Source organism: Sphingomonas sp. FG14 (assembly GCF_057809675.1).
In genome coordinates, this window is the sequence record NZ_JBMDKK010000001.1 from 597512 (window position 1) to 622854 (window position 25343).

Here is a 25343-nt window from a genome sequence, read left to right on the forward strand (position 1 = left end):
CGTCTCTCGACGCGAATAGCGGACTATCTTCGGCTTGGGTGGACCCCGTCCGTCAGGCCGAGCCAAGTCGCCATCCGTTGCAGTTCGTTGGACAAGGCGTCTCCGGCATCGTCCGGGGCGCCCGGTTCCAAACCTATCTTCTGCACGATCAAGCGCCCGCGCTGGCGATCGGCCTTCACATCGACGCGCCCCACCAGCCGGCCATCGAGCAGGAAGGGCAGGTCGTAATAGCCGTGCGTCCGCTTCTCGGCAGGCGTGTAGATGCCGATCCGGTAATGGAAACCGAACAGGCGCTCGGTTCGTGCGCGCTCCCAGATCAATGGATCAAAGGGCGCCAGCAAGGCCGTGCCGGCAATGCGGCGCGGCCAATGCGCGTCGCGATGGACGAAGACGGACTTTGCCCATCCTTCGACACGCACGGGCAATAACAGACCTTCCTCGACAAGAGCAGCAATCGCCGGCCGGGCTTCATCGGGTTTGAGCCGGAAATAGTCGCGCAATTCACTTTCGGATGCGATGCCGAGTGCCCGCGCCGCACGCTCGGTCAATGCGCGCTGCGCATCGGCTTCATCCGGTGTCGGCAGCGCGAGGATAGTGGGAGGAATGACGCGCTCGGTAAGGTCGTACACGCGCTCGAAACTGCCCCTGCGCGTGGCGGTGGTGATATGCCCCGCCCAGAACAGCCATTCGAGAACGCGCTTGGAATCGCCCCATTCCCACCAGCCGCTGCGGCTGCGTCCATGCTCGAAATCGGAAATGGCGACAGGGCCATCACTGCGGATCCGGTCAAGGACGGCCTGAGCTTCACCGCGCCGTTCGGTTGCATAGGCGCGCAAGGCTGACCATCCCGATCCGCCGCGATCGGCGCGGGCCATGCGCCAACGGAGCAAGGGGTGAAATTCGAGAGGCAGCAATGATGCCTCATGCGCCCAATATTCGAACATGCGGCGCTCGCGTTTCGGCCCCCAGGCGGCGCGATCGAGCAGGCCGCGATCGTAATCGCCGAGCCGCGAGAATGCCGGCAGATAATGTGCGCGCGTGACAACGTTGACGCTGTCGATCTGATGAAGGCCCAGCCGTTCGATCGTGCGACGGAGATGCCCCTGATCCACCTTGGCTGGCGGGGGCCGTCCGAAGCCCTGCGCGAACAGGGCGATCCGACGCGCCTGGTCCAGCGTGATCCGTTCGGTCACGTGCGCCCGATGCGGGCCGCGGCCCAGGCATAATCCTCGGCGGCCTTCCGGTCCTTCGCGTCCTTGAATACCGTCGCTGGATCGGGCGCCGCACCCAGGGCATGCATCAGCGTCCATAGGGCGAAGCGCCGGCCGGCGTCTCGTTCGGTGCCGAGCGCCACGCCCAGCCGCTCCAGCCCGGTATCGAACGCGGCATCGTCGAGCGTCTCGATCGCGGCCGTCCCGAAATAGAAGGTGAGAAGCTCGTCGAAGTCCATGATAGCCCGGTATATTGCGCGATCGCCCGCAGTTCGACCGAAATCACGATCGAGACAAGATGGTTGGTCAGGCCGGACGGAACTCATCTGTTTGCGTGTCGAGCAGATGCAGCGCGCCGTCCGCGATTGCGAAATAGGCGCCGTGGATCTTCAGCTTGCCGGCCGCTTCACGCTCTGGAATGCATGGAAAGGTCCGCAGGTTGGCGATGCTCACGCGCACTGTCTCCAGTTCGAGCGCGCGGACGGCTTCCACACCATGGCCGAGGTCGTCGACGATCCGGTCTCGCGCCTCGTCGAGCAGGTCCACCCAATGCGCGATGAAGCCGCCTTCGCCGGGCGCCGCATGCTCGAACCGGCGTGTCAGCGCGGCGTGGACACCGCCGCATGCGCCATGTCCGAGCACGACGATCTCCGGCACTTCGAGCTGGGTGACCGCGAATTCGAGCGCCGCCGACACGCCGTGACGACCGCCGCCCAGTTCGAACGGCGGCACGAGATTGGCGATGTTGCGCACGACGAACATTTCTCCGGGCGCGGTATCGAAAATCTGTGTTGGATCGACTCGGCTGTCCGAACAGGCGATCACCATCACCTTTGGGCTCTGCCCCTCGGCCAGTTCCGACCAGCGCTCGCGCTGGCGGGCCCAGCCGGTTTCACGGAAGCGGCGATAGCCGGAGAGAAGCGCGTTGAAGTCTGTCATGGCCATGCGCGTTAGCCTGATGGGGGCAGGGGTGGCAACCGGGCGATGAAATCGCTATCTGCGCGTGCATGAGCGAAGCCGATCCTGCCATCACCCCCGAAGCCCGCCCGCCGCGCCAGCGCAAGCCCGACTGGATTCGCGTCAAGGCGCCCACCAGCGTTGGTTTCGGAGAAACGCGCGCATTGATGCGCCGGCTCAACCTGGCCACCGTCTGCGAAGAGGCCGCGTGCCCCAATATCGGCGAGTGCTGGACGAAGAAGCATGCCACGGTGATGATCCTGGGCGACGTCTGCACGCGCGCATGCGCCTTCTGCAACGTCAAGACCGGCATGCCGCGCAAGGTGGACCCGCTGGAGCCCGAGCATGTCGCGGTCGCCGCCGCTGAACTGGGGCTGGAGCATATCGTGATCACCTCGGTCGATCGTGACGACCTGCCCGATGGCGGCGCGTCGCAGTTCGTGAAGGTGATCGAGGCGCTTCGCCGCAACACGCCCAAGACCACGATCGAGATCCTGACGCCGGATTTCCGGAACAAGGCGGAAGCTGCGGTCGAAGCGATCGTCGCCGCGCGGCCCGACGTCTACAATCACAATCTGGAGACAGTGCCCCGGCTTTATCCGACGATCCGGCCCGGTGCGCGCTATTATGCGTCGCTGCGCCTGCTGGAATCGGTCAAGCGCCACGATCCCTCCATCTTCACCAAGTCGGGCGTCATGCTCGGGCTTGGGGAGGAGCGGCTGGAAGTCCATCAGGTGATGGACGACATGCGATCGGCCGATGTCGATTTCCTGACCATGGGCCAGTATCTGCAGCCCACACCCAAGCACACCAAGGTGATGGAGTTCGTGACGCCCAAGGCGTTCGATGCCTATGCCGCCATCGCGCGCGCGAAGGGCTTCCTGCTCGTCGCATCGTCGCCGCTGACGCGCTCCAGCTATCATGCGGGTGAAGATTTCGAGCGGATGCGCGCCGCGCGCGAGGCGAAGCTGGCACGGCGGTAAACGACGATCCGACATGCCACGTCATTCCGAAACCCGTCATCTTCCCTATTCGCCGCAACAGGTGTTCGATCTGGTCGCGGATGTTCCCAGCTATCGGGAATTCCTGCCCTGGGTGAGCGCGGTGCGGGTTCGTTCGAACAGCGAGACCGAGATGGTCGCGGATCTGATCGTCGGTTTCTCGGCGCTGCGCGAAACCTTCACGTCGCGGGTGAAGAAGGGTCGTCCGCACGCGATCAGCGTCGATTATGTCGATGGGCCGCTCAAATATCTGCGCAACGAATGGGCGTTCCGGCCTGACGGGCAAGGCGGCACCTTCGTCGATTTCGCGGTGGATTTCGCGTTCCGCTCGTCATTGTTCGAGCGGCTGGCGGGGCAGATGTTCGATCGCGCGCTCAGGAAGATGATCGGCGCATTCGAAACGCGAGCCGCGGCACTTTACGGCGCCGGCGATCCGGGCATCAGCAGTTCAAGCGCACACAGCGCCGCCTGAAGCCTGATCCCGCCACGACCGAGATCGCCGAACTCCCGGCTGTCGGCGATGATGTCCTCCGGATCGGACTGGCGTTCGGCACGCGCGAAGACGACGGTGCCGACAGGCTTGCGCTCGCTGCCGCCGTCGGGCCCCGCGACGCCGGTGATCGCGACCGCCACATCCGCATCCGAACGAACGATCGCGCCACGCGCCATCGCCCAGCCGACCGCGATCGAAACCGCGCCGAACGTCTCGAGCACGTCCAGGCTGACGCCCAGCATCGCGATCTTGGCTTCGTTCGAATAGGTGACGAAGCCGGCTTGGAAAACGTCCGAAGAGCCGGGAATCTCCGTCAGCGCGGCACTCACCAGGCCGCCCGTGCAGCTTTCGGCGACGGCGATCCTGCGTCCGGCTGCCCGGTTCGCCTCGATCACCCGGCGCGCGGCATCAACCAGCGCGGCGGGCAGGGTGGTGTTCTTCTTTTTCGCGGTAGCGGTCACAAGCATCTCGAATTTCGTTACAACGCCTCAACAAGCGTCAAGGTTGCGCCCTTTCGCCTGCACCGGCGGGTGCGGCGACGGGGCAGATCCTCAGATCATCCTCCCAATTCGGGTTCTTCTTGTTCTTGTCGGCATTCTTCTCGGCCTTGTCTTCCGAAACGATTTGAAGGATGGCCGTGAAAAGGCCCGCCAGATTTTACGGTGGCAGTGGATCGAGAAGGCTGGCCAGCCGATCCGCTGCGACGCATTCCTTGGGTTTGATCTTGGCGATCGCCTGCGGGATCATGCTTTCCATCATCGCACGCGTCGCATCCGCATCGATCAGCGGATTGAGCTTCGCCTTGTCCAGCCCGCTGATCTTCAGCATTGCCTTGTGCGCGGCGGGCCAGAGCGGCGCCCCGATCACGCGATAGCGTTCAGCCAGTTCGCGCGATGATTTATTGAGATAGGCGGTTTCGGGAAGGTGGGGCTTGCAGGTGCTGCTGGCTGCCTCGATCAGCTTTGGGGCGAGCGAGAGCAGCAACGCGTCGACCTCCTCCGGCTGCAGGCACGGCTTCGCCTTCGTCTGCGCTGCGACGGGCGTGGCCAGAAAAGCGAGCACGCCCAGGGTCAGCGAAAGCGGCGATCGAGGCTTCATGTCATGTCCCCCAATGCGATCGTGGCCACCGCCTGCACGGCGATCCCCTCGCCACGGCCGGTGAAGCCCAGTCGCTCCGTCGTTGTCGCTTTAACGCTAACGCGGCCCAAGTCGAGCCCGAGTAATTCGGCGATGCGCGCCTGAATGGCAGCGCGGTGCGGGCCAATCTTCGGCGCCTCGCAGATGATGGTCAAATCGACATGTTCGATTCGGCCGCCAGCTTGGATGATCAGAGACGCGGCATGGAGCAGGAAGCGATCCGATGATGCGCCCCGCCACTGCGGATCGGAGGGCGGGAAGTGCTGGCCGATATCGCCGGCCGCGATGGTGCCGAGCAACGCGTCGGTAAGTGCGTGAAGGGCGACGTCTGCGTCGCTATGGCCGGAGAGCCCCTGGCGATGAGGGATCAGAATTCCGCCCAGCCACAGTTCCTCACCATCGACCAATCGATGGACGTCATAGCCCATGGCCGTCCGTGTCGAGGCCTTGACCGCAAGTCGTGCTTCCGCCGACGCGAAATCGGCGGGATGGGTGATCTTTTCCAGCGCAGGGTCTCCTTCCACGATCGCGACCGGATACCCTGCCGCGCGGGCGATCTGGGCATCGTCGGTCGCCTCGAGATCAGCGGGCCAGCCGCGATGCGATGCCATGATATCCGCGAAACGGAACGCCTGCGGGGTCTGTACGCGCACCAATTCGTCGCGCGAAACCGTGTCGCCCAGGACATCACCGGCGCGCGCCAAGGTATCCGCAACGGGCAGGGCAGGAATGGCTCCCGCATGATCGTCGAGCGCGGCAAGCAGTCGATCGATCACCGCGGTTGGCAGCAGTGGGCGGGCGGCATCATGGATCAGCACGCGCGATGCCGAACCGATCGCTTCAAGACCCTTGAGAACCGACTCGCGTCGCGTGGCGCCCCCGGCCACGAACCGATAGTCACCGACGGCAGCGCGAGCTTCTGCTTCCTGCCCGTCGCCGATGACAATCACGACGCTGTCGATCGACGGATGGCGCGTGAATGCCGCGAGACTGTGTGCCAGCACCGGCCGGCCGGCCAGACGAGCGAATTGCTTCGGAATGCCCCCGCCTGCGCGCTCGCCTTTTCCGGCAGCGACGATCAACGCAACAACTGGCCCAGCCTTATCCATTGCGCGCGCATAGAGGCTGATCGCTTCGGGTGGAAGCCGCACCGCACCGATCACTTGCCCGGCGGACCCAATCCCGCTATGGCGCTGCCTCTTTTTTAGGCAAATGATGACCAAGCTCGCTCCCATCGATATCGGCCCTGTGCGGATCGACATGCCGGTGATCCTGGCGCCGATGACAGGTGTCACCGATCTGCCGTTCCGTACGCTCGTCCGTCGCTTCGGTTCAGGACTGAACGTGACCGAGATGATCGCCAGCCAGGCCGCGATCCGCGAGACGCGCCAGTCGATCCAGAAGGCGGCATGGGATCCGGCCGAAGAGCCCGTCTCCATGCAACTCGTCGGCTGCACTGCCAAGGAGATGGGGGAAGCGGCCAAGCTCAGCGAGGATCGCGGTGCCGCGATCATCGACATCAATATGGGTTGTCCGGTACGCAAGGTGACCAATGGCGATGCCGGATCGGCGCTGATGCGTGATCTGAAGAATGCAGCGTCACTCGTGGAGGCCACGGTCAAGGCGGTTTCGATACCCGTCACGCTCAAGATGCGGATGGGCTGGTGCCATGACAGCCTGAACGCGCCCGAGCTTGCCAGGATCGCCGAGGATCTGGGCGTTAGGCTGGTGACCGTTCATGGCCGCACGCGCAATCAGATGTACAAGGGATCGGCCGACTGGGCCTTCATCCGCAAGGTCAAGGATGTCGTCTCGATCCCCGTCATCGCCAATGGCGATATCTGTTCGATCGACGATGCGGAGGCCGCGCTGGCCCAGTCGGGCGCCGATGGCGTCATGATCGGGCGTGGCGCCTATGGACGCCCTTGGTTGCTCGGGCAGGTGATGCACTGGTTCCGCACCGGCCAGGCGCTCCCCGATCCATCGATCGAAGAACAATATCACGCCATCATAGGCCATTATATGTCGATGCTCGATCACTATGGTGAGTTCACCGGCGTGAACATGGCGCGCAAACATATCGGCTGGTACACCAAGGGGCTGCCGGGATCGGCCGAGTTCCGCAATGCGGTGAACCAGGAACCCAAGGCGGAAACGGTGCTGGCGATGCTGGCGGATTTCTACGGTCCATGGCTCTCCCGGGTAGCCGCCTGATCCGCTTGGGCAGACGCGGAGCGCAGGCTCCTCGCCCCGAATCGCCAGCTCTGGCGGAACTGTTCGCGGTTCTGCCGACGCCGATGCTGATCATTGATCCGGACGGGCTGATCACTGAGGCCAATGTGGCGAGCGAGACGCTGCTCAACCTTGGCCGCAATGCCATAATCGGCCGATCCATGGAGACGCTGACGGGGCACCCGCTGACCTCCATGGCGAAGGATTCGCCCTTCTCAGCGTTCGACCTGCCCATCGATCTGCCGGGCGGACGCACGCAGAATGTCGATATGATGGCCGCGCCCATGCCCGATCATCCCGGATGGCGCGTGGTCACCATCCATGTGCGATCCACAGCGCATCTGGTGGGACGCCGCACCGAACGGGAAGGGGGGAAGCTGACCGCCGTCGGCGCGGCGGCGATGCTTGCTCATGAGATCAAGAATCCGCTTTCGGGTATTCGTGGTGCGGCGCAATTGCTAGACAAAAGCGTTGAGCCGGGTGCCCGCGACCTGACCCGGTTGATCCGCGATGAGGTCGATCGCGTCGCCGCGCTGATCGATCGGATGGAAGGTTTTACCGACACGCGCCATGTCGAACTCGAGCCGCAAAACATCCATGCCATCTTGAGCCATGCCCGCGAGGTCGCACGCCAAGGGTTCGCGCACGCCGTTCCGATCCGGGAGGCCTATGATCCGTCGCTTCCCGAAGTGCTCGGCCACCGCGATTCGCTTGTCCAGATCTTTATAAACCTTCTGAAAAACGCGGCGGAAGCAATTGGTAATCGCGAAAACGGGCAGATATTGATCAGGACAGCCTATCGCCACGGCGTTTCCTTCTTGAAGCATGGGGCGGACGGCAAGCAGTCGCTGCCGATCGAGGTCTGCGTGATCGACAATGGCCCGGGCGCTCCGCCCGAGATCGGCGAACATTTGTTCGATCCGTTCGTCACTTCCAAGCGAACTGGAAGCGGACTGGGATTGGCCCTCGTCGACAAGCTCGTCACCGATCAGGGCGGTGTGGTCGAATATGCGCGTGAAGGACATCCGGAAATGACGGTTTTTCGCCTCTTGCTGCCCCGCGCGCGGGATCGCGGATGATCACGGGCCGCATCCTGGTCGTCGACGACGACGCCGCGATCCGCACGGTCGTACGCGAAGCGCTTCGTCGCGAAGGCCATGACGTCGAGACCGCCGCATCGGTCGCCGAACAACGCAAGGCGATGTCGCGTTTTTCACCCGATCTGCTGGTGACCGACGTGATGTTGCCGGACGGCAACGGACTGGATCTGGTACCGGAGATGCTGGCCCAGCATCCCGGCATGCCGGTAATCGTGCTTTCCGCACAGAACACGCTGGCGACGGCGGTCCGCGCGACGGAGCAGGGCGCGTTCGAATATCTGCCCAAGCCCTTCGACCTTGAAGAATTATGCCGCGCCGTCGCGGACGGGCTACGCAGCCGCGCTGCGCGCACCGATGCCGAGCCCGAGGGTATCAAGGACGATCTGCCTCTGATCGGCCGGTCTCCGGCCATGCAGGATGTCTATCGCACGATAGCACGCGTGGTTTCGAACGAACTGACCGTACTGGTTTTCGGTGAATCCGGCACAGGCAAGGAATTGGTCGCGCGTGCGATCCATGATCTCGGCGCACGACGCGGCAAGCCCTTTGTCGCGATCAACATGGCGGCGATCCCACGTGAACTGATCGAATCCGAGCTTTTCGGTCATGAGCGCGGCGCCTTCACGGGCGCGCAGGCGCGCACGGCCGGCAAATTCGAGCAGGCCCAGGGGGGTACGCTCTTCCTGGACGAGATTGGCGACATGCCGATGGAAGCGCAGACACGGTTGTTACGCGTACTGCAGGAAGGCGAGTTCACTACCGTGGGCGGCGCGAGATCGATCCGTGCCGATGTGCGGATCATCGCCGCGACCCACAAGGACCTGCCGGCGATGATCGCCAACAACATGTTCCGTGAGGATCTGTTCTACCGGTTGAACGTGGTGCCGATCCACCTGCCGCCGCTACGCGATCGCCAGGGCGACATTGCCGAGCTTGCGCGCCATTTCCTCGATCGCGCCGGACAGGAAGGGCTTTCACGCAAGCGGCTCGGCTCGGATGCTCTAGCGCGACTGACGGCGCATGGCTGGCCAGGCAATGTCCGCGAGCTCGAAAACCTGATGCGTCGTCTAGCCGCGCTCAGCCGCGAAGAAGTCATCGGCGCAAGGCTGATCGACCAGTCACTGTCGGGCGGTGCCGAGACACCCCTGCCGCTGTTGGTGGGGCGGGGCCTGTCTGACGCGGTTGAAGCCAGTCTTTCCGGCTATTTCGCGAGTTTCGGTGACGAACTGCCGCCCGATGGACTTTATGATCGCGTGCTCGCGCAGATGGAAGAGCCGCTGCTCCGGCTGACGTTAGCCGCGGTGCGCGGAAACCAGCTCCGAGCGGCCGAACTGCTCGGCATCAACCGCAACACCTTGCGCAAGAAACTGACGGATCATGCCATCGATCTTGCCAAGCTGCGCCGAGGCCCCTGACGGGATTGCGTCGGATCGTGCCGCGCGCGCGATGGGCTTTCCTCCATATCGGCGCAGAGTGTGTTTGTCTTGCAACGGGAATGTTGTAAGCACGCAACGGTGAACGCGCTCGATCGTGACTATCCGATGAAACCCGCCAGATGGCGGCGCGCACTCACAGCCTTTTATCGCCGCAACAATCTGGTCGCCTGGGTCGAATTGGCGACGCTTGCGGTTGCGGTCGCGATCCTGGTTGCCAGCTACTTCATAGTCACCGCTGAATCGACGGCGGATCGACTGTTATCGCCGGCGATGGTGGCGCTGTTGCTGATCTCCAATCTGGTGCCCGGCGTCGCTCTGTTGGTCCTGATCGGTCGCCGCATCGCCAAGCGGCGCGCGGCTCGCTCGCTGGTCGGCGGCGGCGGGCGCCTGCACGTTCGGCTGGTCGCGCTGTTTTCGCTGATCGCGGCGGTTCCGACCTTGCTGGTGGTGATCTTCGCGTCGTTGCTCTTCCAATATGGTGTGGAATTCTGGTTCTCCGATCGTGCGCGCGGCATGCTGGAGAATGCGAGCATCCTGGCGCAAGAGACCTATGCTCAGAACCGTGACGACGTGCAGGCGCAGACCGTCACCATGGCGTCCGACCTCATCCAGTTCCTTCGGGAAGCGCCGATTGAAAATCCGCTGTTTCAGGAGGCGTTCGCGCGCCAGGTCTATCAGCGCGAATTGTCCGAAGCGGCGATCCTCGTGGCGAAGCCGGGTGTCGGACTGCAGACGCTGATCATGGTTGATCCCTATGATCGGGGCGAATCCAATGTGGTCAAGCCGGAGGTGATGGAGAAGATCCGGCGGGGTTCGCCGGCGGTGGTCACTGAAACCAACGACCGGATCGAGGCGGTGGTGCCGCTTGGCGTGAAGGAGGAAGCGTATTTGTGGGCGGCGCGCGTCGCCAACCCCAAGATGCTTGCGCAAGCACAGCGCGCTGACACGGTGCTTCAGGATTACAAGCGATTGCTCGGGCGATCGCGTGCGTTGCAACTCCAGTTCAACATCGCTCTGCTCGCGGTTTCGCTGCTGATCGTCGGTGCCGCCGTGTTCATCGCGCTCGCGGTCGCGGACCGGATCGTCCGTCCACTCGGAGATCTTGTCGATGCGGCGCAACGCATTGCCGGCGGTGATCTGACGGCCCGCGTCGAACAGCCTGTCCGCCAGGACGAGATTGGCAGCCTCGCCAACGCGTTCAATCGCATGACCCGGCGGATCGAGGAGCAGACCGGCGCACTCGAACGCCGCCGCGCCTTTATCGAAGCCGTCCTGTCAGGCGTCAGTGCCGGCGTGGTTTCGGTCGATGTTCACGGGAAGGTGCTGCTGATGAACAGTCAGGCCGCTGCCCTGCTGAAGGTCGGCCCGCTCCACGCGGTCGGGCGAAGCCTTGCCAACCTTGCCCCGGAACTTGGCGCGCTTGCGATGAGTGGCGACCGGAGCGAGATCGTGCAGCTCAATTCGACGGGGGAGGCGCGCACCCTGGCGGTTCGCGTGGTCGGCGACGAAAGCGGGCGGGTTCTCACCTTCGATGACATCACGCAGCAATTGCTCGATCAGCGCCGCGCCGCGTGGTCGGATGTCGCACGCCGTATCGCGCACGAGATCAAGAATCCGCTAACCCCCATCCAATTGGCCGCCGAACGGTTGCAACGCCGGTACGGCAAGCAGATCAGTGACGAGACGGGCACGTTCACGCGCCTGACCGAGACGATCGTGCGGCAGGTGGCCGATCTACGCCGGATGGTCGATGAGTTCTCGTCGTTCGCGCGTATGCCCAAGCCGGTCTTCCGCCCGGAATCCCTGACGGACATCGCACGCCAGTCGCTCTTCCTCCACGAAGTCGCGCATCCGGAGATCCGCTTCGACTTCCAGCAGGAGGACGATGCACAGCCGATGGTCTGCGATCGGCGCCAAATTGGGCAGGCATTGACCAATCTCGTCAAAAATGCGGTAGAAGCCATTGAACAAAAGTCTGAATCTGGTGAAGATGGCTATGCCGGGCAAGTGACGCTCTCAATCGCCCGGTGCGATGATCCCGCACGGGTGACTGTGACAGTCACCGACAATGGCATCGGCCTGCCGCAGGAGCGGGACCGGTTGGTCGAACCTTATGTTACCACGCGCGTGCGCGGCACGGGATTGGGCCTCGCGATCGTCAAGAAGATCGTCGAGGAGCATTTTGGCACCATGCAGCTCGCCGACAATCCGGGCGGTGGCACAATCATCACGACGAGCTTCGACCTCGAGATGCTCGCTAATATCGCACGCGACGATGCGGCGATCGACCTTGACGAGGATGAAAGGACTCCGCGGTTGACGCGGAAAGGAGAAGGCTGACCCATGGCGCTAGACATTCTGATTGTCGATGACGAACAGGATATCCGGGACTTGGTGTCGGGTGTTCTGGAGGACGAGGGCTATTCCCCCCGTACCGCGGGCAATAGCGACGCCACGCTTGAAGCGATCGCCGAGCGGAGACCCTCGCTGGTGCTGCTCGACGTCTGGCTGCAGGGCTCCAAGCTCGACGGACTCGATCTGCTCGACGAGATCAAGCGCCGCGATCCTTCGTTGCCCGTCCTGGTGATGTCGGGCCATGGCAACCTGGACACCGCCGTCGCGGCGATCCGGCGCGGCGCCGTCGATTTCATCGAAAAGCCGTTCGAAGCCGCCCATCTGCTCCATCTGGTAAGTCGCGCCACCGAAACCGAGAAGCTTCGCCGTGAGAATGCCTCGCTCAAGGCGCAGATCGGCCGGGAAGAGGAACTGACCGGCAATTCGACGTCGATAAACGCAGTGCGCGCCACTCTGAAGCGCGTGGCGGCGACGGGCAGCCGTGTGCTCGTCACCGGGCCGGCGGGCGTCGGCAAGGAAGTCGCGGCGCGGCTGCTGCATATGTGGAGCAACCGCGCGGCCGCACCCTTCATCGTCGTCAGCTCGGCGATGATGGAACCCGAACGCGTCGAAGAGGAGTTGTTCGGGGTGGAGGAGGGGGGCGAACTCGTCCGCCCCGGACTGCTCGAACAGGCGCATGGCGGCACGCTGTTCCTCGACGAGGTAGCGGACATGCCGCTGACCACCCAGGCCAAGATCCTGCGCGTGCTGACCGATCAAAGCTTCACGCGTGTCGGCGGCCAGCGCATGGTGAAGGTGGAATTCCGTGTGGTTTCGGCAACGTCACGCGACCTGAGCGACGAGATTGCGGGCGGGCGTTTCCGCGAGGATCTTTATTATCGGCTGAACGTGGTGCCCGTTCATATCCCGCCACTGTCCGAGCGGCGCGAAGACATTCCCGGCCTGATCGATCATTTCGTTGCGCGCTATGCCAATGAACGCCGCGTGCCGCCGCCCGGCGTTGCCGGCGACGCGATCGCGGCGCTTCAGGCCTATGACTGGCCCGGCAACGTCCGCCAGCTTCGCAACGTCGTCGAACGGACGATCATCCTGGCTCCCGGCGACCGGATCGGCCAGATCGACCTGGACATGCTTCCCCCCGAAGTGATGGGCGCGCAGGGCGATGCCAGCATGGGCGGCAATGCGGCATCGGCGATCATGGGCGCGCCGCTCCGCGAGGCACGCGAAACCTTCGAGCGCGAATATCTGCGCATCCAGATCCGGCGTTTCTCGGGCAATATCTCGCGCACGGCGAGTTTCATCGGCATGGAAAGATCGGCGCTCCATCGCAAATTGAAACTGCTCGGCATGGCGGATTCGAAGCCCGACGGCGACGAATGACCGGCGACGGTGGACGAAGCCGGCGCGACGCACTAGATAGGGAGCGCCACAACGGCAGACCAAGCCCGCCGCAACGGGCGACTGCGGACCGCGATCCGCCAAGAACAGGACACTTAGAAATGGCCGACAAGATCAACAATCTGCAGGATATTTTTCTCAACACGCTGCGGCGCACCAAGACGCCGGTCACCATGTTCCTGGTGAAGGGCGTGAAACTCCAGGGCATCATCACCTGGTTCGACAATTTCTCGGTGCTGCTGCGCCGCGACGGCCAGTCGCAGCTTGTCTACAAGCATGCGATCTCCACCGTCATGCCGGCAGCGCCGATCGATCTGAAGCCGATCGAAAAGGCGTTCGACGAGAGCCGTGGCAAATCCAAGTCGTTGCAGGAAGTTTTCCTGAGCGCGGTCCACAAGTCCGAGGCGCCGGTCACCATGTTCCTCGTCAACGGCGTCATGTTGCAGGGTGAGATCGTGGCGTTCGATCTGTTCTGCATGCTGCTGCAGCGCGACGGGCTGTCACAGCTCGTCTACAAGCATGCGATCTCGACGGTGCAGCCCGCCCATCCGCTCAACCTCGCCGAGGAGAGTGGAGATTCGGAAGAGGATTGAAGGCGCCGGATCAACTCCGTCATTCCCGTGACGGCGGGAATGGCGGAATGAGGGTCTATGAGCGTATTTCAGCGTAGCGAAGACGAAGGATTGGGGCGCGGTGCGCGGGCGATCGTGGCATTGCCCGACACCGGCGGATCCGCGCGCGATACCGACGCGCGGCTGGAGGAGGCCGCCGGCCTTGCCGAAGCGATCGGCATCGATGTCGTAGAAAAGCTCCATTTCCGTGTACGGCAAGCCAAGCCGGCGACCCTGTTCGGCAGTGGACAGGTGGACCAGCTCGCGGTCGCCGTCCAGCAGAATGAAGCCGAACTGGTGATCGTCGATGCTTCGGTGACGCCGGTGCAGCAGCGCAATCTGGAAGACAAGCTCAAGGCCAAGGTGATCGACCGGACCGGTCTGATCCTTGAAATCTTCGGCGAACGCGCAGCGACGGCCGAAGGCCGGCTTCAGGTAGAGCTGGCGCATCTCGACTATCAGGCGGGCCGGCTGGTGCGGAGCTGGACCCACCTCGAGCGCCAGCGTGGTGGTTTCGGCTTTCTGGGCGGCCCCGGCGAAACGCAAATTGAGGCCGATAGGCGGATGATCCGGGATCGCATGGCGAAATTGCGCCGCGAACTTTCCGATGTCCGGCGAACGCGTGGGCTTCACCGCGATCGGCGACGGCGCGCGCCCTGGCCAGTGATTGCGCTTGTCGGTTATACTAATGCTGGAAAGTCGACGCTTTTCAACCGAATGACTGGCGCCGACGTCATGGCCGAAAACCTGCTGTTCGCGACGCTCGACCCGACGATGCGGCAGATCCGCTTGCCCGGCCTCGACAAGGCGATCCTGTCCGACACGGTGGGTTTCGTCTCCGATCTGCCGACACAACTCGTCGCGGCATTCCGGGCGACGCTGGAAGAGGTGACGGCGGCCGATCTGATCGTGCATGTCCGCGATATCGCGCACCCCGACAGCGAAGCGCAAAAGGCCGATGTCGAACAGGTGCTGGCCGAGATCGGCGCGCGTGAGGATACGCCGGTGATCGAGGCGTGGAACAAGGTCGATCTTCTCGATCCCGACACGCGCGCCGAGCTAACGGGGGAAGCGGCCCGCCGCGATGATGTCGCGATGCTCTCGGCGCAGACGGGGGAGGGCGTCGATGCGCTCCGCCAGACGGTATCGGACCTGCTGACCGCCCAGAACCGCGTTCGCACCGTCCGGCTTTCTCAGGCCGATGGCGCCGGCATCGCCTGGCTGCATCGTCATGGCGAAGTGCTCGATACTGTCGAAGAGGGCGAGTTGCTGCGCATGGACGTGCGCATGTCCGAACTGGATTGGGGGCGGTTCGAAGCGCGGGGATAACGCCCCCGGTTCCGCCCGCGATGAAGGAGGAGAACCGATAATGCGGGGCGGGACAATGGCGGAGGAGATCGCGACATGGCGCGCGCCGCGCGCATGATCATGCTGTTGTTGAAGCTGCTGCTGTTCGCGGTCATCGTCGTGATGGCGATCGGGCTTGTCGTCCGTTTGCTCAATCCCTTGCCTCCGTTGGAACCGCGCACGCCCTCACAGGCGCTGGGAGATACCGAAGATACGCCGATCGGCCGTTTCGCGACCGATGCCGCTCGCCGGCACCCGGGCCTCTCGGGCGTTCATCGGCGAGGTGCGCGCCGCCGCCGATCGCGGCGTGCGGGTGCGGATGCTGCTCGACGACAATGACGTAGCCGGCCTCGATCCGGTGCTCGCCGCACTCGATGGCCATCTGCCGATCGAATGGCTCCTGTAGCGCTCGATCGTCCCGGCCGAGACGGCGTGGTCATCAGGTCTTGCTCTTGACCTGTTCCCAGAGCGTATCCTTCTCGTCGAGCGACAGTCCCGTGAAGGTATCGCCGGCCTCGGTCTCCATGGCGCGGAAACGGGTCTCGAACTTGCAATTGGCACGCCGCAACGCGGCTTCCGGATCGATGCCCAGATGGCGCGACCAGTTCACGCAGGCGAAGAGCAGGTCGCCGATTTCATCTTCGAGTTCATCATTGTTTGAACATTGTTCAATTTCAGTGAGTTCTTCATCGATCTTTAGACGGGGTCCTTGGGAATCCGGCCAGTCGAAGCCGGTTCTGGCAGCGCGCTTCTGGAGTTTCTCGGCACGCAGCAGCGCGGGCAAGCCCAAGGCGACGCCGGCGAGTGCGCTCTTGTCGGGTTTGGCGTCGCGCTCGGCGGCCTTGATCGCTTCCCATTGGGCATGGCCGGTCTCGCGAGGATCGGATCCGAAGACATGTGGGTGGCGGCGAACCATCTTGTCGGAGATCGCGGTAACGACGTCGCCGATCGCGAAGTGGCCGGCTTCCTCGGCGATACGGGAATGGAATACGACCTGGAGCAGCAGGTCGCCGAGCTCATCCTTGAGATCAGCCATGTCGCGGCGCGCGATCGCGTCGGCGACTTCATGGGCTTCTTCGATCGTGTAGGGCGCGATCGTCTCGAAGCTCTGCTCGACATCCCAGGGGCAGCCATTCTCGGGATCGCGCAATTTGGCCATGATCGCGACCAAATCGTTCAATGGGGGGCTCGTCACCGGGGCAGCTCCATAAGTTCGATAATATACATTATGTAAAATTCAGATGCATCAGGACTCGAGGATCAGTGTGCGCCCTTCCACGCGCCAGTTCCGCAGGGAGGACAGGAAATTCATGCCGAGAAGGTTCGTGTCGTCCAGATCATCCATTACGAAGACGTGCATGTCTTCACGCTTGATCTGGCCGAGTTCGAAGCGCTCGACGCTGGAGCGTTGCGCTTCGGCCAGTCCATTGGCGGTCTCGACGATCGCCGGATAACCGACACCGTCGAGCGGAATGCCCACCGCCTTCGCCGTATCGCGCGAAACCGACGTCACCGTTGCACCGGTATCGATCATGAACCGGACGCTGTGACCATTGACCGTCGCCACGGCATAATAATGTCCGTCCTCCGACGCCGGGATACGCAGGCTGCCGCCGACGGCTTGGCCGCCATCGCCGATCGCGGCTGTCTTCACCTTCTGCCAGACCGCGCCAAAATCGTCGCGCAGCGCGACGATGACGAACAGCCCGCCAAAGATGGCGATCCAGGCCAGCGCCATCTTGAGCGTCTGTCCCATCGGCAGGCGCCGCGCCGCCAACGAACTGCCGACCAGCACCAGCCCGCCGATCGCATAGATCAGATTGATCGATTGATCGTCGCTCAAACCGTGCTGGCCTCCAACCCGTCCCATCCTGGCTCGACGCCCATGGGAAGCGCGGCGCACAATGACGCATAATCCATCGATTGGTCCATATGCGTCAGGATCGCGTGCCGCGGTGACAATTGCTCGATCCAGCCAAGCGTCAGCGCCAGATGCGGATGCGTCGGATGCGGCCGATGACGTAATGCATCGACGATCCAGATATCGATATCCTCGTAAAGGATCTTCATATCCAGTGTGAATTCATTGAAATCGGTGGAATAGGCGATCGACCCGTTCGATCCGTCGAAGCGCAGGCCCGCCGACGTGATGGTGCCGTGCGGCTGATCGGTCACGCGAACCCTGATGTCGCCGAGGATCCAGTCGTCTTGCAGGACTTGGCCCGTCACCGTCGGCGGATAGCCGTCCTTGCCGTCAAAGGCATAGGCGAAACGCGCCCTGAGCGACGCCAGCGTTTCCGGACGCGCATATGCCGTCACCGGCCGGCCGCGCGCATGGAAGAGTTGTCGAAGGTCATCGATGCCATGGCAGTGATCAGCATGGTCGTGTGTCCAGATCACCGCATCGACATCGTCTACATCGGCACGCAGCAACTGTTCGCGTAGATCCGGTGACGTATCGACAAGGATCCGTGTGGTATCGCTTTCGACGACGATCGACGCCCGGCTGCGGCGGTTTCTGGGCTCGGCTGGATCGCAATCACCCCAATCATTGCCGATGCGCGGTACGCCCGATGATGTGCCGCATCCCAGGATGCGCACCTTCATCGGGCGTTCCTGCGCGGCATATGCTTCACACAGCCGCCTTGCTGAACAGTGTCCGGAAATTGCGTGTGGTCTGCTCGGCCAGTTCCTCCACGCTTACACCACGCAGGTTGGCCAGAAACCTTGCGGTATCTGCGACATGGCCGGGTTCGCAGGTCTTGCCGCGATGCGGCACCGGCGCCAGGAACGGCGCGTCGGTTTCGATCAGCAGGCGATCGGCGGGCAGCCGCGCCGCAGTCTCTTGCAGATCCCTGGCATTCTTGAACGTCACAATTCCGGAAATCGAGATATAAAGGCCAAGTTCCAAAGCTTTATCGGCGAATTCTCCACTGGCGGTGAAACAGTGGATTACGCCGGGATAAGCCCCCTTCCCCATTTCCTCACCCAGGATCTCGGCCGTATCTGCTTCGGCATCACGGGTGTGGACGATCAGCGGCAGGCCGGTTTCGCGCGCCGCCACGATGTGCGCACGAAAGCTCGCCTTTTGCTGCTCGCGATCCGAATGATCGTAATAATAGTCGAGCCCGGTCTCACCGATGCCTATCACACGGTGGTGCGCGGCCTTGGCAACAAGCTTCGCGGTATCGACGTCAGGATGATGATCCGCTTCGTGCGGATGGATGCCGACGGTCGCCCAGACATCCGCCTCGTGCTCGGCGGTGGCGATGACGTCATCCCATTCGCGCTCGCGCGTCGCGATGTTGAGCATCGTGCCGACACCGGCGGCGCGCGCGCGCGCCAGCACCGCCGGCTGTTCCTCTATCAAGCCCTTATAGTTCAGATGGCAATGGCTATCGACGAACATGGATCACGCCTCCGCCGGCAGCTCGAGCCTTGGGAAGATCGGGCTTGGCGGCGCGAGTGCGAAGCCCGACGCCACAAGGGCGTCATACCAGTCATTGTCCTCCAGCGCCGCGAAATCGCGGGCCTCGACCCCCATCTGATCGAGCAGTTTGGTCGATGCTGCCGGGATCACCGGCGTGATGACGATCGCGAGATCGCGGATCGCGCGATACAGCGTCGCCAGCACCGCCGTCATCCGGTCCGGATCGCTCTTGCGCAGCGCCCATGGCGCCTGCGCATCTATATATTGGTTGCAGGCGAACACGCCGCGCAGCCAGGCTTCGATGCCCTGAGACAGGCCAAGATCGGCAAAGGCGGCGGGCACATCCTTACGCGTGATCTGCGCGATCAGCGCCAGCAGGTCGGCGTCCGCAGGCTCGCTACGGCCGCCGCCGGGCAGCGCGCCGAGATTCTTGGCGATAAAGCTTAAGGTGCGCTGGGCGAGATTGCCGAAGCTGTTGGCGAGATCAGCATTGCAGCGCGTGACGATCGCCTCCGCGCTGTAGCTGCCGTCATTGCCGAAGGTCACTTCGCTCAGCAGGAAATAGCGAAGCTGATCGACGCCGAACGCCTCGGCGAGTTCGAGCGGATCGGCGACATTGCCGAGTGACTTCGACATCTTCTCGCCGCGATTGAGCAGGAAGCCGTGGCCAAAGACCTGCCTGGGCAGCGGAATCCCGGCGGACATCAGGAAGGCCGGCCAGTAGACCGCGTGGAAACGCACGATATCCTTGCCGATGATATGATAATCGGCCGGCCAGTATTTCCGGAACTCTTCGCTATCCTCGGGATAGCCGACACCCGTCAGATAATTGGTCAGCGCGTCGACCCAGACATACATGACATGGCCGTCGCTGCCCGGCACCTTCACGCCCCAGTCGAAGCTGGTGCGCGACACCGACAGATCGGACAAGCCGCCCTCGACGAAGCGCATTGTCTCGTTGCGGCGGCTGTCGGGGCGTATGAAATCGGGCTGCGCATTGTAGAGATCGAGCAAGGGCTGCTGATATTTGGACAGCCGGAAAAACCAGCTCTCCTCGGCCGTCCAGGTGACAGGCGTGCCCTGCGGGGACAGCTTCTCGCCCCCTTCCCCTTCGACCAGTTCCTTCTCGTCGTAAAAGGCTTCGTCGCGGATCGAATACCAGCCTTCGTAGCGATCGAGATACAGGTCGTCATTCGCCTCCATCGCTTGCCAGATCGCCTGACTGGCAACATGGTGCGCGGGTTCACTGGTGCGAATGAAGCGATCGTACGAAATGTTGAGACTGTCATCCATCTTCTTGAAATAAGAAGACATCTCTTCCGCCAGGGCGGAAGTTTCGATTCCCTTGTCTCGCGCTGTCTGGACCATCTTCAGCCCGTGCTCGTCGGTACCGGTCATGAAGAAGACGTCGCGGCCCATCAGCCGCTGGAAACGAGCGATCGCGTCGGTCGCGATCGCTTCATAGGCGTGTCCGATATGGGGGCGACCATTGGGATAGCTGATCGCGGTGGTGATATAAAAGGGCTTGGCCATGCCGCGGCTTTAGAGTGGTTCCGAGGTAGGTGGCAACACCTGCCGGCTCGGGAATCGCGGCAAACTCCCGATTGGCAGACGCGCCAAATCAGATCCGTTCGTAGGAGCGGCAGGCATTTGCAGGCGGCTCAGGCCGCGCGTCGCCGCGCAAGCCCGGCGATCAGCGTGCCGAGCTCGAAGACCACGCTTTGCGGATCGAGCGAAAGGCCGACTGCGCCGGCCGCGAGATCGCGCGCATCGCCCCAGAGCTTCAACGCATCGACAAGCTGCTGCCCCGAACGCGTGCGCGCGGCGGTTGCGATGAAGCCCGGCGCGCGCTGCAGAAAGGCTTCGTAGCGCGGCTGGGCGGCCTTGAGCGCGAGCGCCTTGGCAAGCGCCGTGCGCGATGCCGCAGCGGGATCGCCGGTAGCGGCGATGCTCGCCATCGCCTGATCGAGACCCGCGATATCGAGCCCGGCAAAGCCGAGCGCGCGCCCGGGCGCCCCTTCCCCGACCCGCACCAATGCGGCGATTTCGTCCGCATCGGCCTCTGGCAGCTCGGCGCGCAGCACCCTGGCCATTTCCTCTGGCGCGAGTGGACCAAAACGCAGGACCCGACAACGCGAACGGATCGTCGGCAGCAACCGCCCGGGCGCGTGGCTGACGAGCAGGAACACCGTGTCGGCCGGCGGCTCCTCCAGATTCTTGAGCAGTGCGTTGGCGGCCGCGCGTTCAAGATCGTCGATCGCATCGATCACGATCACCCGGCGCGGCGATAGCGAGGGCGTGGTCGCGAACAGGCCCTGAAGCGAACGGACCTGCGCGATCGGGATATTGCGCGCAAGGTCGCCCGTCCGCTCATTGGGCAAACGATGTAGTCGGCGAAAGTCCGGATGGCTGCCTGCATCAATTAGCCGGGCAATCGGATGATCGGCGGAAACCTCCAGTCCCGGCGCGGTCGGTGGTGGACCGGCGGCCTCGGCGAGCATGCGTAGCGCCGCGGCCTCGGCGAAGCGCCCCTTGCCTACGCCCTGCGGCCCGGCAAGTAGCCAGGCATGATGCAGGCGCCCGCTGGCCATCGCATCCATAAAGGATGCGATTTCATAGCCATGGCCGACAAGGGACGTCATGGCAGCAGATCCGCCAGAGCATCGAGCAGGCGCTCCGTGATATGCTCGGCGATGCCGCTCGCATCGACGACGCGAAAACGGTGTGGATCTTCTTCCGCATGATGCGCGAAGGCCTGCGCGACGCGGGCGTGATAGATGGCGTCACGCCCGCCGATCCGGTCGGCGCCGCCGCGATCGCGCGCCGCGGCACGCTCGGCCGCCACGGCTTCGGGCAGGGTCAGCAGCAATGTACGATCAGGCAACCGCCCCTCGCTGCCGATCCGGTGCAGCGTCAGGATATCGGCGTCGGCCAGACCGCTCGCTCCCGCCTGATAGGCGCGCGAACTGTCGAGGAAGCGATCGCTCAACACCCATTGCCCATCGGCCAGTGCCGGCAGGATCGTCTTTTCCAGATGATCCGAGCGGGCGGCCGCGAAAAGCAGCGCTTCAGCGCGCGGTCCCCAGCGGCCGGCATCCCCTTCCAGCAGCAGGCGGCGGATCGCCTCCGCGCCTTCGCTGCCCCCCGGTTCGCGGGTAACGAGCACATCCACGCCCCGCGCACGCAACGCCGCCGCCAAAGCCGCGATCTGCGTCGATTTACCGACGCCTTCACCACCTTCCAGGGAAATGAAGCGGCCCGTGGCCGCGGTGGCGGTCACCCGAAGATCGACATCAGCCCGGCCCAGGCGCGGCCGAAGAAACCGGCCTCGCCCACATCGCTCTCGGCGACGAGCGGCATGGTCTGCGGCGGCGTGTCGGGTGTGGTCACGACCAAATCGGCAATATGCTGGCCGGCCTTGATCGGCGCCTTGATCGGGCCGTTATAGACCACCTTCACCTGCATGGTGCCCGCAACGCCGTTGGGCAGTGTCACCGCCAGGTTGCGCGGCGCGACCAGGCCAACTTCGCTGTCGCTGCCCAACTGCACCTCGGCGGTCTCGACCTTCTTGCCCTTGGTGAAGAGCGGCTTGGTCGTCCAGGCCTTGAAGCCCCAATCGATGAAGCGCACCGATTCCTCGATACGGCCGTTGAACGAATCCAGGCCGGCGACGACCATCACCAGGCGGCGGCCATTCTGCTCCGCCGATCCGGTGAAGCCATAGCCGGCTTCCTCGGTATGGCCGGTCTTGAGCCCGTCAGCGCCCGAAACGCGGCCCAGCAGCGGATCGCGATTCTCCTGGTTGATCGTCTTGCCGTCGCTCAACGTGCGGCTGTAGTCCTTGCGCGCGTAGAAATCCTTGTAGAGCTGCGGAAAGTCCTCGATCGTCGCGCGCGCCAGCGACGCCAGGTCGCGGGCGGTGACATAGGTCACGCCTTCGTCGGGCCAGCCATTGGAATTGCCGAAATGGCTGTTGGCGAGGCCCAACTCCTTCGCCTTGGCGTTCATCAGCGCGACAAAGGCCGGCTCGGTGCCGGAAATCCCTTCCGCCAGCACGACACAGGCGTCGTTGCCGGACAGCGTGACGATGCCGTGTAGCAGGTCGCGCACGCTCACCTGCTCGCCAGTCTCAAGGAACATCGTCGATCCGGCGGCGGGGCCATGCCATTGCCGCCAGGTTTCGGGGCGCACCGCGAACGTCTGATCCAGCTTGAGCTTGCCCTGCTTGATCAGATCGAACGCGACATAGACCGTCATCATCTTCGCCATCGATGCCGGCGGCATGCGGACATCGGCGCCCTTGTCGTACAGCACCGCGCCCGACGAGAGATCCTGCAGGAACGCGACCTTGGCCGTGCTTTCATAGGGCGGCGCGGCGGCGGTGACGGGAACGGCGGCAACCAGGGCGGCGAAGGAAACGAACAGGACGGGTTTCATGGGGCTATACTCGCGACAGGCGCGGCGGGCGTCAGCCGCCGCTCAGGATACGTGCCTCCGGATAGCCCTTCGCCTTGATGCTCCGCAATGACTCATTCGCGGCGGCCTCGTTCGCGAACGGCCCGAAGCGGACACGGAACAGTGAACCGACGACATCGACGCGCGCACCGGCCTTCTTGGCGAGCGCCTCCGCGCGGGGCTTGTTCGAAAAGGCGCCGAGCTGAACGAACCACTTTCCGCCAGCGGTTATCGCTGGGGTGGGGCTCTTGGCTGCCGGCTTGGGCGTTTCGATGGCGTCCGCAGCCAGCCCCTCGCTGGCGACGACCAGCTTCGGCGCCAACGCAGGCTGCTCGACGGCGGACGGCGGAATCGGGGTCGTCGCGATTGCCGTCGGCGCCGGATTGGGCGGCTTGGGCGCCGTAGCGGCAACCGCCATCGGGGGAGTCGGCGTGATGCCGAGCTTGCGGCGCAATGCCGTCAGCATCATCACCGGGCTTTCGAGCCGTTCCGCAGCCGAACCGCCCTGGCGCAACACCGTGCGTTCCTGCTGCGGCGGATTGACCCGCCTGACACGAACAGGGGTGCGCCCCGCCCCCGCGATCCCCAGTTGGCGCGCCGCACCGTCCGAAAGATCGATCAGCCGATCGTTGGAAAAGGGGCCGCGATCATTGACGCGCACCAGGATCGTACGTCCGGTCTCGAGCGACGTCACTTCGACATAGCTGGGTATTGGCAATGTGCGATGCGCGGCGGAAATCGCATTCGGATTGAACGCTTCGCCGTTGGTTGTGGTATTTCCCCGAGGGGGCTCGGCATAGGCGGCCGCGTAGCCGACATCGTCATAGTCGGCCCGATCCTCAGGGCGATAGACGACGTCCCCCACCTTGAAGGGTTCGCCCAGCATGACGGGAACATCGCTGGCGCCAGCCGTATTCACGGCGGGCAATGCACCTTTGCCTTCCGGAGTGCGTTTGTCCTTTGCCTCCGCGATGCCTTGCCCCGAAAGGGCCAGCATCATCGCGCCGGCGATCATCGTCCGTTCAACGTTCCACTTCATCCGCAAGCAACCCCACCGACAGCGCGTAGAAATTCGAACAGTTGTAATCGAGGATGACCCTATAATTTCCGGTTAGCAGATAGGCGGTCTTGCCGGGTCCATCGGGTTCAAGCAGCGAGGCCATTTCTGTATCGCGCAACCGTGGTCCTGAAACTTGCGCGATTCCCAAGCGGCGCCATTCGGCCATGCTGAGATAGCGACTGTGGCGATCATGCACCCGAGGGCAACGCGGAGAGTTGATCTTGCTGCGCAATGCCGTGCGATCCAGTCCGGCCGGCACGTTGACGGCAACGCCCCAGGGCACATTGGGCCGCCAACCGGCATTGACGAAATAATTGGCGATCGACGCCAGCGCGTCGGCCTCGCTCGTCCAGATATCCTTACGCCCGTCGCCGTCGCCGTCGCGCGCCAGCCGCAGATAGACCGAAGGCAGGAATTGTGGATAGCCGGTGGCACCGGCCCAGCTTCCGACCAGACGGCTGCGCGGCACGCCCTGATCGATCATCTTCAAACCGGCGATGAACTCGTTCGCGAACAGGTCGCGCCGGCGCCCTTCATAAGCCAGGGTTGCCAGTGCGCGCAGCAGATCGAAGCTGCCCATCACCGATCCATAGCCTGTTTCATGGCCATAGATCGCAACCATGATCGATTCGGGCACGCCGGTTTCACGCTCGATCCGCGCGAGATGGTGACGCAGCGCCTGATATTTGGCGCGCCCGCGATTGATCCGCGGCGCATCGACATGCCTGATCCGATAGGGCGCGAAATTGGGTATCGGCGCATTGACCGAGCCGCCGGGCTGGTCGCGGTCAAGCTCGACCACGCGCGCGTTGAACGTCAATGTCGGCATAACCGATTCGAGCGTGGCACGACTGACGCCCTGGCGTTCCGCCAGAGCGCGAAGCTGTGGCAGATAGGCCTGGAATGCCGCCTCCTCGCTCTGTGCGATCGCCGGGGCCGGTGCGAACAGGCCTGTTACCGGCAACGCAATGGCTGCCAACGACATCGAAATCGGGATTAAAAGACGCATACAACTCCCTCAATGACGTCAGACTGCCACAGGCTTCGCGTCAGGTGAATCCCCTTTCGACCCGCATCCGGCACATCAAGGCCGATGCACCGACCCCCCTTTCCCTTTTTC

At 63.6% G+C, this 25343-nt stretch carries 26 protein-coding genes; 10 read left to right on the forward strand and 16 right to left on the reverse strand.

All coding sequences use genetic code 11. From position 1 onward, the window contains the following. Positions 1 to 23: 23 nt before the first annotated feature. The 3 genes from ACODTA_RS02720 to ACODTA_RS02730 all read right to left on the reverse strand — a co-directional run bounded on the left by ACODTA_RS02720 (position 24) and on the right by ACODTA_RS02730 (position 2150). A complete protein-coding gene (locus ACODTA_RS02720) occupies positions 24 to 1193 on the reverse strand; it encodes a winged helix-turn-helix domain-containing protein (RefSeq protein WP_489064269.1) in 1170 nt (389 codons plus the stop codon). Next, positions 1190 to 1450 carry a hypothetical protein gene (locus ACODTA_RS02725; RefSeq protein WP_489064270.1) on the reverse strand — a complete coding sequence of 87 codons (261 nt, stop codon included), beginning with the start codon at positions 1448 to 1450 and terminating at the stop codon, positions 1190 to 1192. Before ACODTA_RS02725 ends, ACODTA_RS02720 begins: the two co-directional genes overlap by 4 nt. A 67-nt stretch (positions 1451 to 1517) precedes the next feature. Then, on the reverse strand, positions 1518 to 2150 hold the full coding sequence (locus ACODTA_RS02730; RefSeq protein WP_489064271.1) for a carbonic anhydrase: 633 nt from the start codon (positions 2148 to 2150) through the stop codon (positions 1518 to 1520). A gap of 68 nt (positions 2151 to 2218) precedes the next feature. Here ACODTA_RS02730 and lipA point away from each other — a divergent pair, with 68 nt between their 5' ends. After that, a complete protein-coding gene (gene lipA / locus ACODTA_RS02735) occupies positions 2219 to 3151 on the forward strand; it encodes a lipoyl synthase (RefSeq protein ID WP_489064272.1) in 933 nt (310 codons plus the stop codon). A gap of 13 nt (positions 3152 to 3164) precedes the next feature. Further along, positions 3165 to 3641, forward strand: coding sequence for a type II toxin-antitoxin system RatA family toxin (locus tag ACODTA_RS02740; RefSeq protein ID WP_489064273.1), 477 nt, complete (start codon positions 3165 to 3167; stop codon positions 3639 to 3641). Here the strand turns inward: ACODTA_RS02740 and ACODTA_RS02745 are convergent. The 3 genes from ACODTA_RS02745 to ACODTA_RS02755 form a co-directional block, all read right to left on the reverse strand. Continuing rightward, positions 3587 to 4129 carry a CinA family protein gene (locus tag ACODTA_RS02745; protein ID WP_489064274.1) on the reverse strand — a complete coding sequence of 181 codons (543 nt, stop codon included), beginning with the start codon at positions 4127 to 4129 and terminating at the stop codon, positions 3587 to 3589. The genes ACODTA_RS02740 and ACODTA_RS02745 overlap by 55 nt on opposite strands. Positions 4130 to 4319: 190 nt before the next feature. After that, complete coding sequence (locus ACODTA_RS02750; RefSeq protein ID WP_489064275.1) at positions 4320 to 4760, reverse strand: hypothetical protein; 441 nt, start codon at positions 4758 to 4760, stop codon at positions 4320 to 4322. Then, positions 4757 to 5908 (reverse strand): bifunctional 2-C-methyl-D-erythritol 4-phosphate cytidylyltransferase/2-C-methyl-D-erythritol 2,4-cyclodiphosphate synthase, encoded by a 1152-nt coding sequence (locus tag ACODTA_RS02755; protein ID WP_489064276.1) that lies wholly within the window; start codon positions 5906 to 5908, stop codon positions 4757 to 4759. The genes ACODTA_RS02750 and ACODTA_RS02755 overlap by 4 nt, the downstream gene beginning before the upstream one ends. A 106-nt stretch (positions 5909 to 6014) precedes the next feature. Between ACODTA_RS02755 and dusB the strand changes: the two genes are divergently transcribed. The 8 genes from dusB to ACODTA_RS02795 all read left to right on the forward strand — a co-directional run bounded on the left by dusB (position 6015) and on the right by ACODTA_RS02795 (position 15684). Next, positions 6015 to 7013 (forward strand): tRNA dihydrouridine synthase DusB, encoded by a 999-nt coding sequence (gene dusB, locus ACODTA_RS02760; protein WP_489064277.1) that lies wholly within the window; start codon positions 6015 to 6017, stop codon positions 7011 to 7013. Further along, positions 6989 to 8110 (forward strand): two-component system sensor histidine kinase NtrB, encoded by a 1122-nt coding sequence (locus ACODTA_RS02765; protein ID WP_489064278.1) that lies wholly within the window; start codon positions 6989 to 6991, stop codon positions 8108 to 8110. The genes dusB and ACODTA_RS02765 overlap by 25 nt, the downstream gene beginning before the upstream one ends. Next, positions 8107 to 9546, forward strand: a complete 1440-nt coding sequence (ntrC, locus tag ACODTA_RS02770; protein ID WP_489064279.1) for a nitrogen regulation protein NR(I) — start codon at positions 8107 to 8109, stop codon at positions 9544 to 9546. The genes ACODTA_RS02765 and ntrC overlap by 4 nt, the downstream gene beginning before the upstream one ends. Before the next feature lie 126 nt (positions 9547 to 9672). Continuing rightward, positions 9673 to 11907, forward strand: coding sequence for a sensor histidine kinase (locus ACODTA_RS02775; RefSeq protein WP_489065381.1), 2235 nt, complete (start codon positions 9673 to 9675; stop codon positions 11905 to 11907). 3 nt (positions 11908 to 11910) lie between these two features. Then, positions 11911 to 13302 (forward strand): nitrogen assimilation response regulator NtrX, encoded by a 1392-nt coding sequence (ntrX, locus tag ACODTA_RS02780; protein WP_489064280.1) that lies wholly within the window; start codon positions 11911 to 11913, stop codon positions 13300 to 13302. Next, a complete protein-coding gene (hfq, locus tag ACODTA_RS02785) occupies positions 13299 to 13913 on the forward strand; it encodes an RNA chaperone Hfq (RefSeq protein ID WP_489064281.1) in 615 nt (204 codons plus the stop codon). The genes ntrX and hfq overlap by 4 nt, the downstream gene beginning before the upstream one ends. A gap of 57 nt (positions 13914 to 13970) precedes the next feature. Further along, a complete protein-coding gene (gene hflX / locus ACODTA_RS02790; RefSeq protein ID WP_489064282.1) occupies positions 13971 to 15260 on the forward strand; it encodes a GTPase HflX in 1290 nt (429 codons plus the stop codon). 256 nt (positions 15261 to 15516) lie between these two features. Next, entirely contained in the window at positions 15517 to 15684 is a 168-nt protein-coding gene (locus ACODTA_RS02795) for a hypothetical protein (RefSeq protein ID WP_489064283.1), read from the forward strand. Positions 15685 to 15717: 33 nt separating this feature from the next. Here the strand turns inward: ACODTA_RS02795 and mazG are convergent, their stop codons facing one another. The 10 genes from mazG to ACODTA_RS02845 all read right to left on the reverse strand — a co-directional run bounded on the left by mazG (position 15718) and on the right by ACODTA_RS02845 (position 25208). Further along, positions 15718 to 16473 carry a nucleoside triphosphate pyrophosphohydrolase gene (gene mazG, locus ACODTA_RS02800; protein ID WP_489064284.1) on the reverse strand — a complete coding sequence of 252 codons (756 nt, stop codon included), beginning with the start codon at positions 16471 to 16473 and terminating at the stop codon, positions 15718 to 15720. A 51-nt stretch (positions 16474 to 16524) separates the two neighbouring features. Then, positions 16525 to 17121, reverse strand: coding sequence for a retropepsin-like aspartic protease family protein (locus ACODTA_RS02805; RefSeq protein WP_489064285.1), 597 nt, complete (start codon positions 17119 to 17121; stop codon positions 16525 to 16527). Next, positions 17118 to 17885: an MBL fold metallo-hydrolase gene (locus ACODTA_RS02810; protein WP_489064286.1), complete on the reverse strand. Its 768-nt coding sequence runs from the start codon at positions 17883 to 17885 to the stop codon at positions 17118 to 17120. The genes ACODTA_RS02805 and ACODTA_RS02810 overlap by 4 nt, the downstream gene beginning before the upstream one ends. Positions 17886 to 17910: 25 nt before the next feature. Further along, positions 17911 to 18687 carry a TatD family hydrolase gene (locus tag ACODTA_RS02815; RefSeq protein ID WP_489064287.1) on the reverse strand — a complete coding sequence of 259 codons (777 nt, stop codon included), beginning with the start codon at positions 18685 to 18687 and terminating at the stop codon, positions 17911 to 17913. A gap of 3 nt (positions 18688 to 18690) precedes the next feature. Continuing rightward, positions 18691 to 20241 carry a methionine--tRNA ligase gene (gene metG / locus ACODTA_RS02820; protein WP_489064288.1) on the reverse strand — a complete coding sequence of 517 codons (1551 nt, stop codon included), beginning with the start codon at positions 20239 to 20241 and terminating at the stop codon, positions 18691 to 18693. Between the two features lie 128 nt (positions 20242 to 20369). Then, positions 20370 to 21350, reverse strand: coding sequence for a DNA polymerase III subunit delta' (locus ACODTA_RS02825; protein ID WP_489064289.1), 981 nt, complete (start codon positions 21348 to 21350; stop codon positions 20370 to 20372). After that, a complete protein-coding gene (gene tmk, locus ACODTA_RS02830) occupies positions 21347 to 21988 on the reverse strand; it encodes a dTMP kinase (protein WP_489064290.1) in 642 nt (213 codons plus the stop codon). Before tmk ends, ACODTA_RS02825 begins: the two co-directional genes overlap by 4 nt. Next, entirely contained in the window at positions 21985 to 23145 is a 1161-nt protein-coding gene (locus ACODTA_RS02835) for a D-alanyl-D-alanine carboxypeptidase family protein (protein ID WP_489064291.1), read from the reverse strand. Before ACODTA_RS02835 ends, tmk begins: the two co-directional genes overlap by 4 nt. Before the next feature lie 31 nt (positions 23146 to 23176). After that, complete coding sequence (locus tag ACODTA_RS02840) at positions 23177 to 24202, reverse strand: septal ring lytic transglycosylase RlpA family protein (protein ID WP_489064292.1); 1026 nt, start codon at positions 24200 to 24202, stop codon at positions 23177 to 23179. Beyond that, positions 24186 to 25208 carry a lytic murein transglycosylase gene (locus ACODTA_RS02845; RefSeq protein ID WP_489064293.1) on the reverse strand — a complete coding sequence of 341 codons (1023 nt, stop codon included), beginning with the start codon at positions 25206 to 25208 and terminating at the stop codon, positions 24186 to 24188. Before ACODTA_RS02845 ends, ACODTA_RS02840 begins: the two co-directional genes overlap by 17 nt. Between the last annotated feature and the right edge of the window lie 135 nt (positions 25209 to 25343).

Excerpts from the sequence above, each read along its gene's own strand:
- ACODTA_RS02845 (WP_489064293.1), bottom strand. The coding sequence starts at position 25,208 with ATGTCGTTGGCAGCCATTGCGTTGCCGGTAACAGGCCTGTTCGCACCG.
- metG (WP_489064288.1), bottom strand. The coding sequence starts at position 20,241 with ATGGCCAAGCCCTTTTATATCACCACCGCGATCAGCTATCCCAATGGT.
- ACODTA_RS02775 (WP_489065381.1), top strand. The coding sequence starts at position 9,673 with ATGAAACCCGCCAGATGGCGGCGCGCACTCACAGCCTTTTATCGCCGC.
- hflX (WP_489064282.1), top strand. The coding sequence starts at position 13,971 with ATGAGCGTATTTCAGCGTAGCGAAGACGAAGGATTGGGGCGCGGTGCG.
- ACODTA_RS02815 (WP_489064287.1), bottom strand. The coding sequence starts at position 18,687 with ATGTTCGTCGATAGCCATTGCCATCTGAACTATAAGGGCTTGATAGAG.
- ACODTA_RS02835 (WP_489064291.1), bottom strand. The coding sequence starts at position 23,145 with ATGAAACCCGTCCTGTTCGTTTCCTTCGCCGCCCTGGTTGCCGCCGTT.
- ACODTA_RS02730 (WP_489064271.1), bottom strand. The coding sequence starts at position 2,150 with ATGACAGACTTCAACGCGCTTCTCTCCGGCTATCGCCGCTTCCGTGAA.
- ACODTA_RS02795 (WP_489064283.1), top strand. The coding sequence starts at position 15,517 with ATGCCGCTCGCCGGCACCCGGGCCTCTCGGGCGTTCATCGGCGAGGTG.
- ACODTA_RS02740 (WP_489064273.1), top strand. The coding sequence starts at position 3,165 with ATGCCACGTCATTCCGAAACCCGTCATCTTCCCTATTCGCCGCAACAG.
- dusB (WP_489064277.1), top strand. The coding sequence starts at position 6,015 with ATGACCAAGCTCGCTCCCATCGATATCGGCCCTGTGCGGATCGACATG.
- ntrC (WP_489064279.1), top strand. The coding sequence starts at position 8,107 with ATGATCACGGGCCGCATCCTGGTCGTCGACGACGACGCCGCGATCCGC.
- ACODTA_RS02725 (WP_489064270.1), bottom strand. The coding sequence starts at position 1,450 with ATGGACTTCGACGAGCTTCTCACCTTCTATTTCGGGACGGCCGCGATC.
- ACODTA_RS02745 (WP_489064274.1), bottom strand. The coding sequence starts at position 4,129 with ATGCTTGTGACCGCTACCGCGAAAAAGAAGAACACCACCCTGCCCGCC.
- ACODTA_RS02840 (WP_489064292.1), bottom strand. The coding sequence starts at position 24,202 with ATGAAGTGGAACGTTGAACGGACGATGATCGCCGGCGCGATGATGCTG.
- ACODTA_RS02765 (WP_489064278.1), top strand. The coding sequence starts at position 6,989 with ATGGCTCTCCCGGGTAGCCGCCTGATCCGCTTGGGCAGACGCGGAGCG.
- ntrX (WP_489064280.1), top strand. The coding sequence starts at position 11,911 with ATGGCGCTAGACATTCTGATTGTCGATGACGAACAGGATATCCGGGAC.
- ACODTA_RS02750 (WP_489064275.1), bottom strand. The coding sequence starts at position 4,760 with ATGAAGCCTCGATCGCCGCTTTCGCTGACCCTGGGCGTGCTCGCTTTT.
- ACODTA_RS02810 (WP_489064286.1), bottom strand. The coding sequence starts at position 17,885 with ATGAAGGTGCGCATCCTGGGATGCGGCACATCATCGGGCGTACCGCGC.
- hfq (WP_489064281.1), top strand. The coding sequence starts at position 13,299 with ATGACCGGCGACGGTGGACGAAGCCGGCGCGACGCACTAGATAGGGAG.
- ACODTA_RS02825 (WP_489064289.1), bottom strand. The coding sequence starts at position 21,350 with ATGACGTCCCTTGTCGGCCATGGCTATGAAATCGCATCCTTTATGGAT.
- lipA (WP_489064272.1), top strand. The coding sequence starts at position 2,219 with ATGAGCGAAGCCGATCCTGCCATCACCCCCGAAGCCCGCCCGCCGCGC.
- ACODTA_RS02755 (WP_489064276.1), bottom strand. The coding sequence starts at position 5,908 with ATGGATAAGGCTGGGCCAGTTGTTGCGTTGATCGTCGCTGCCGGAAAA.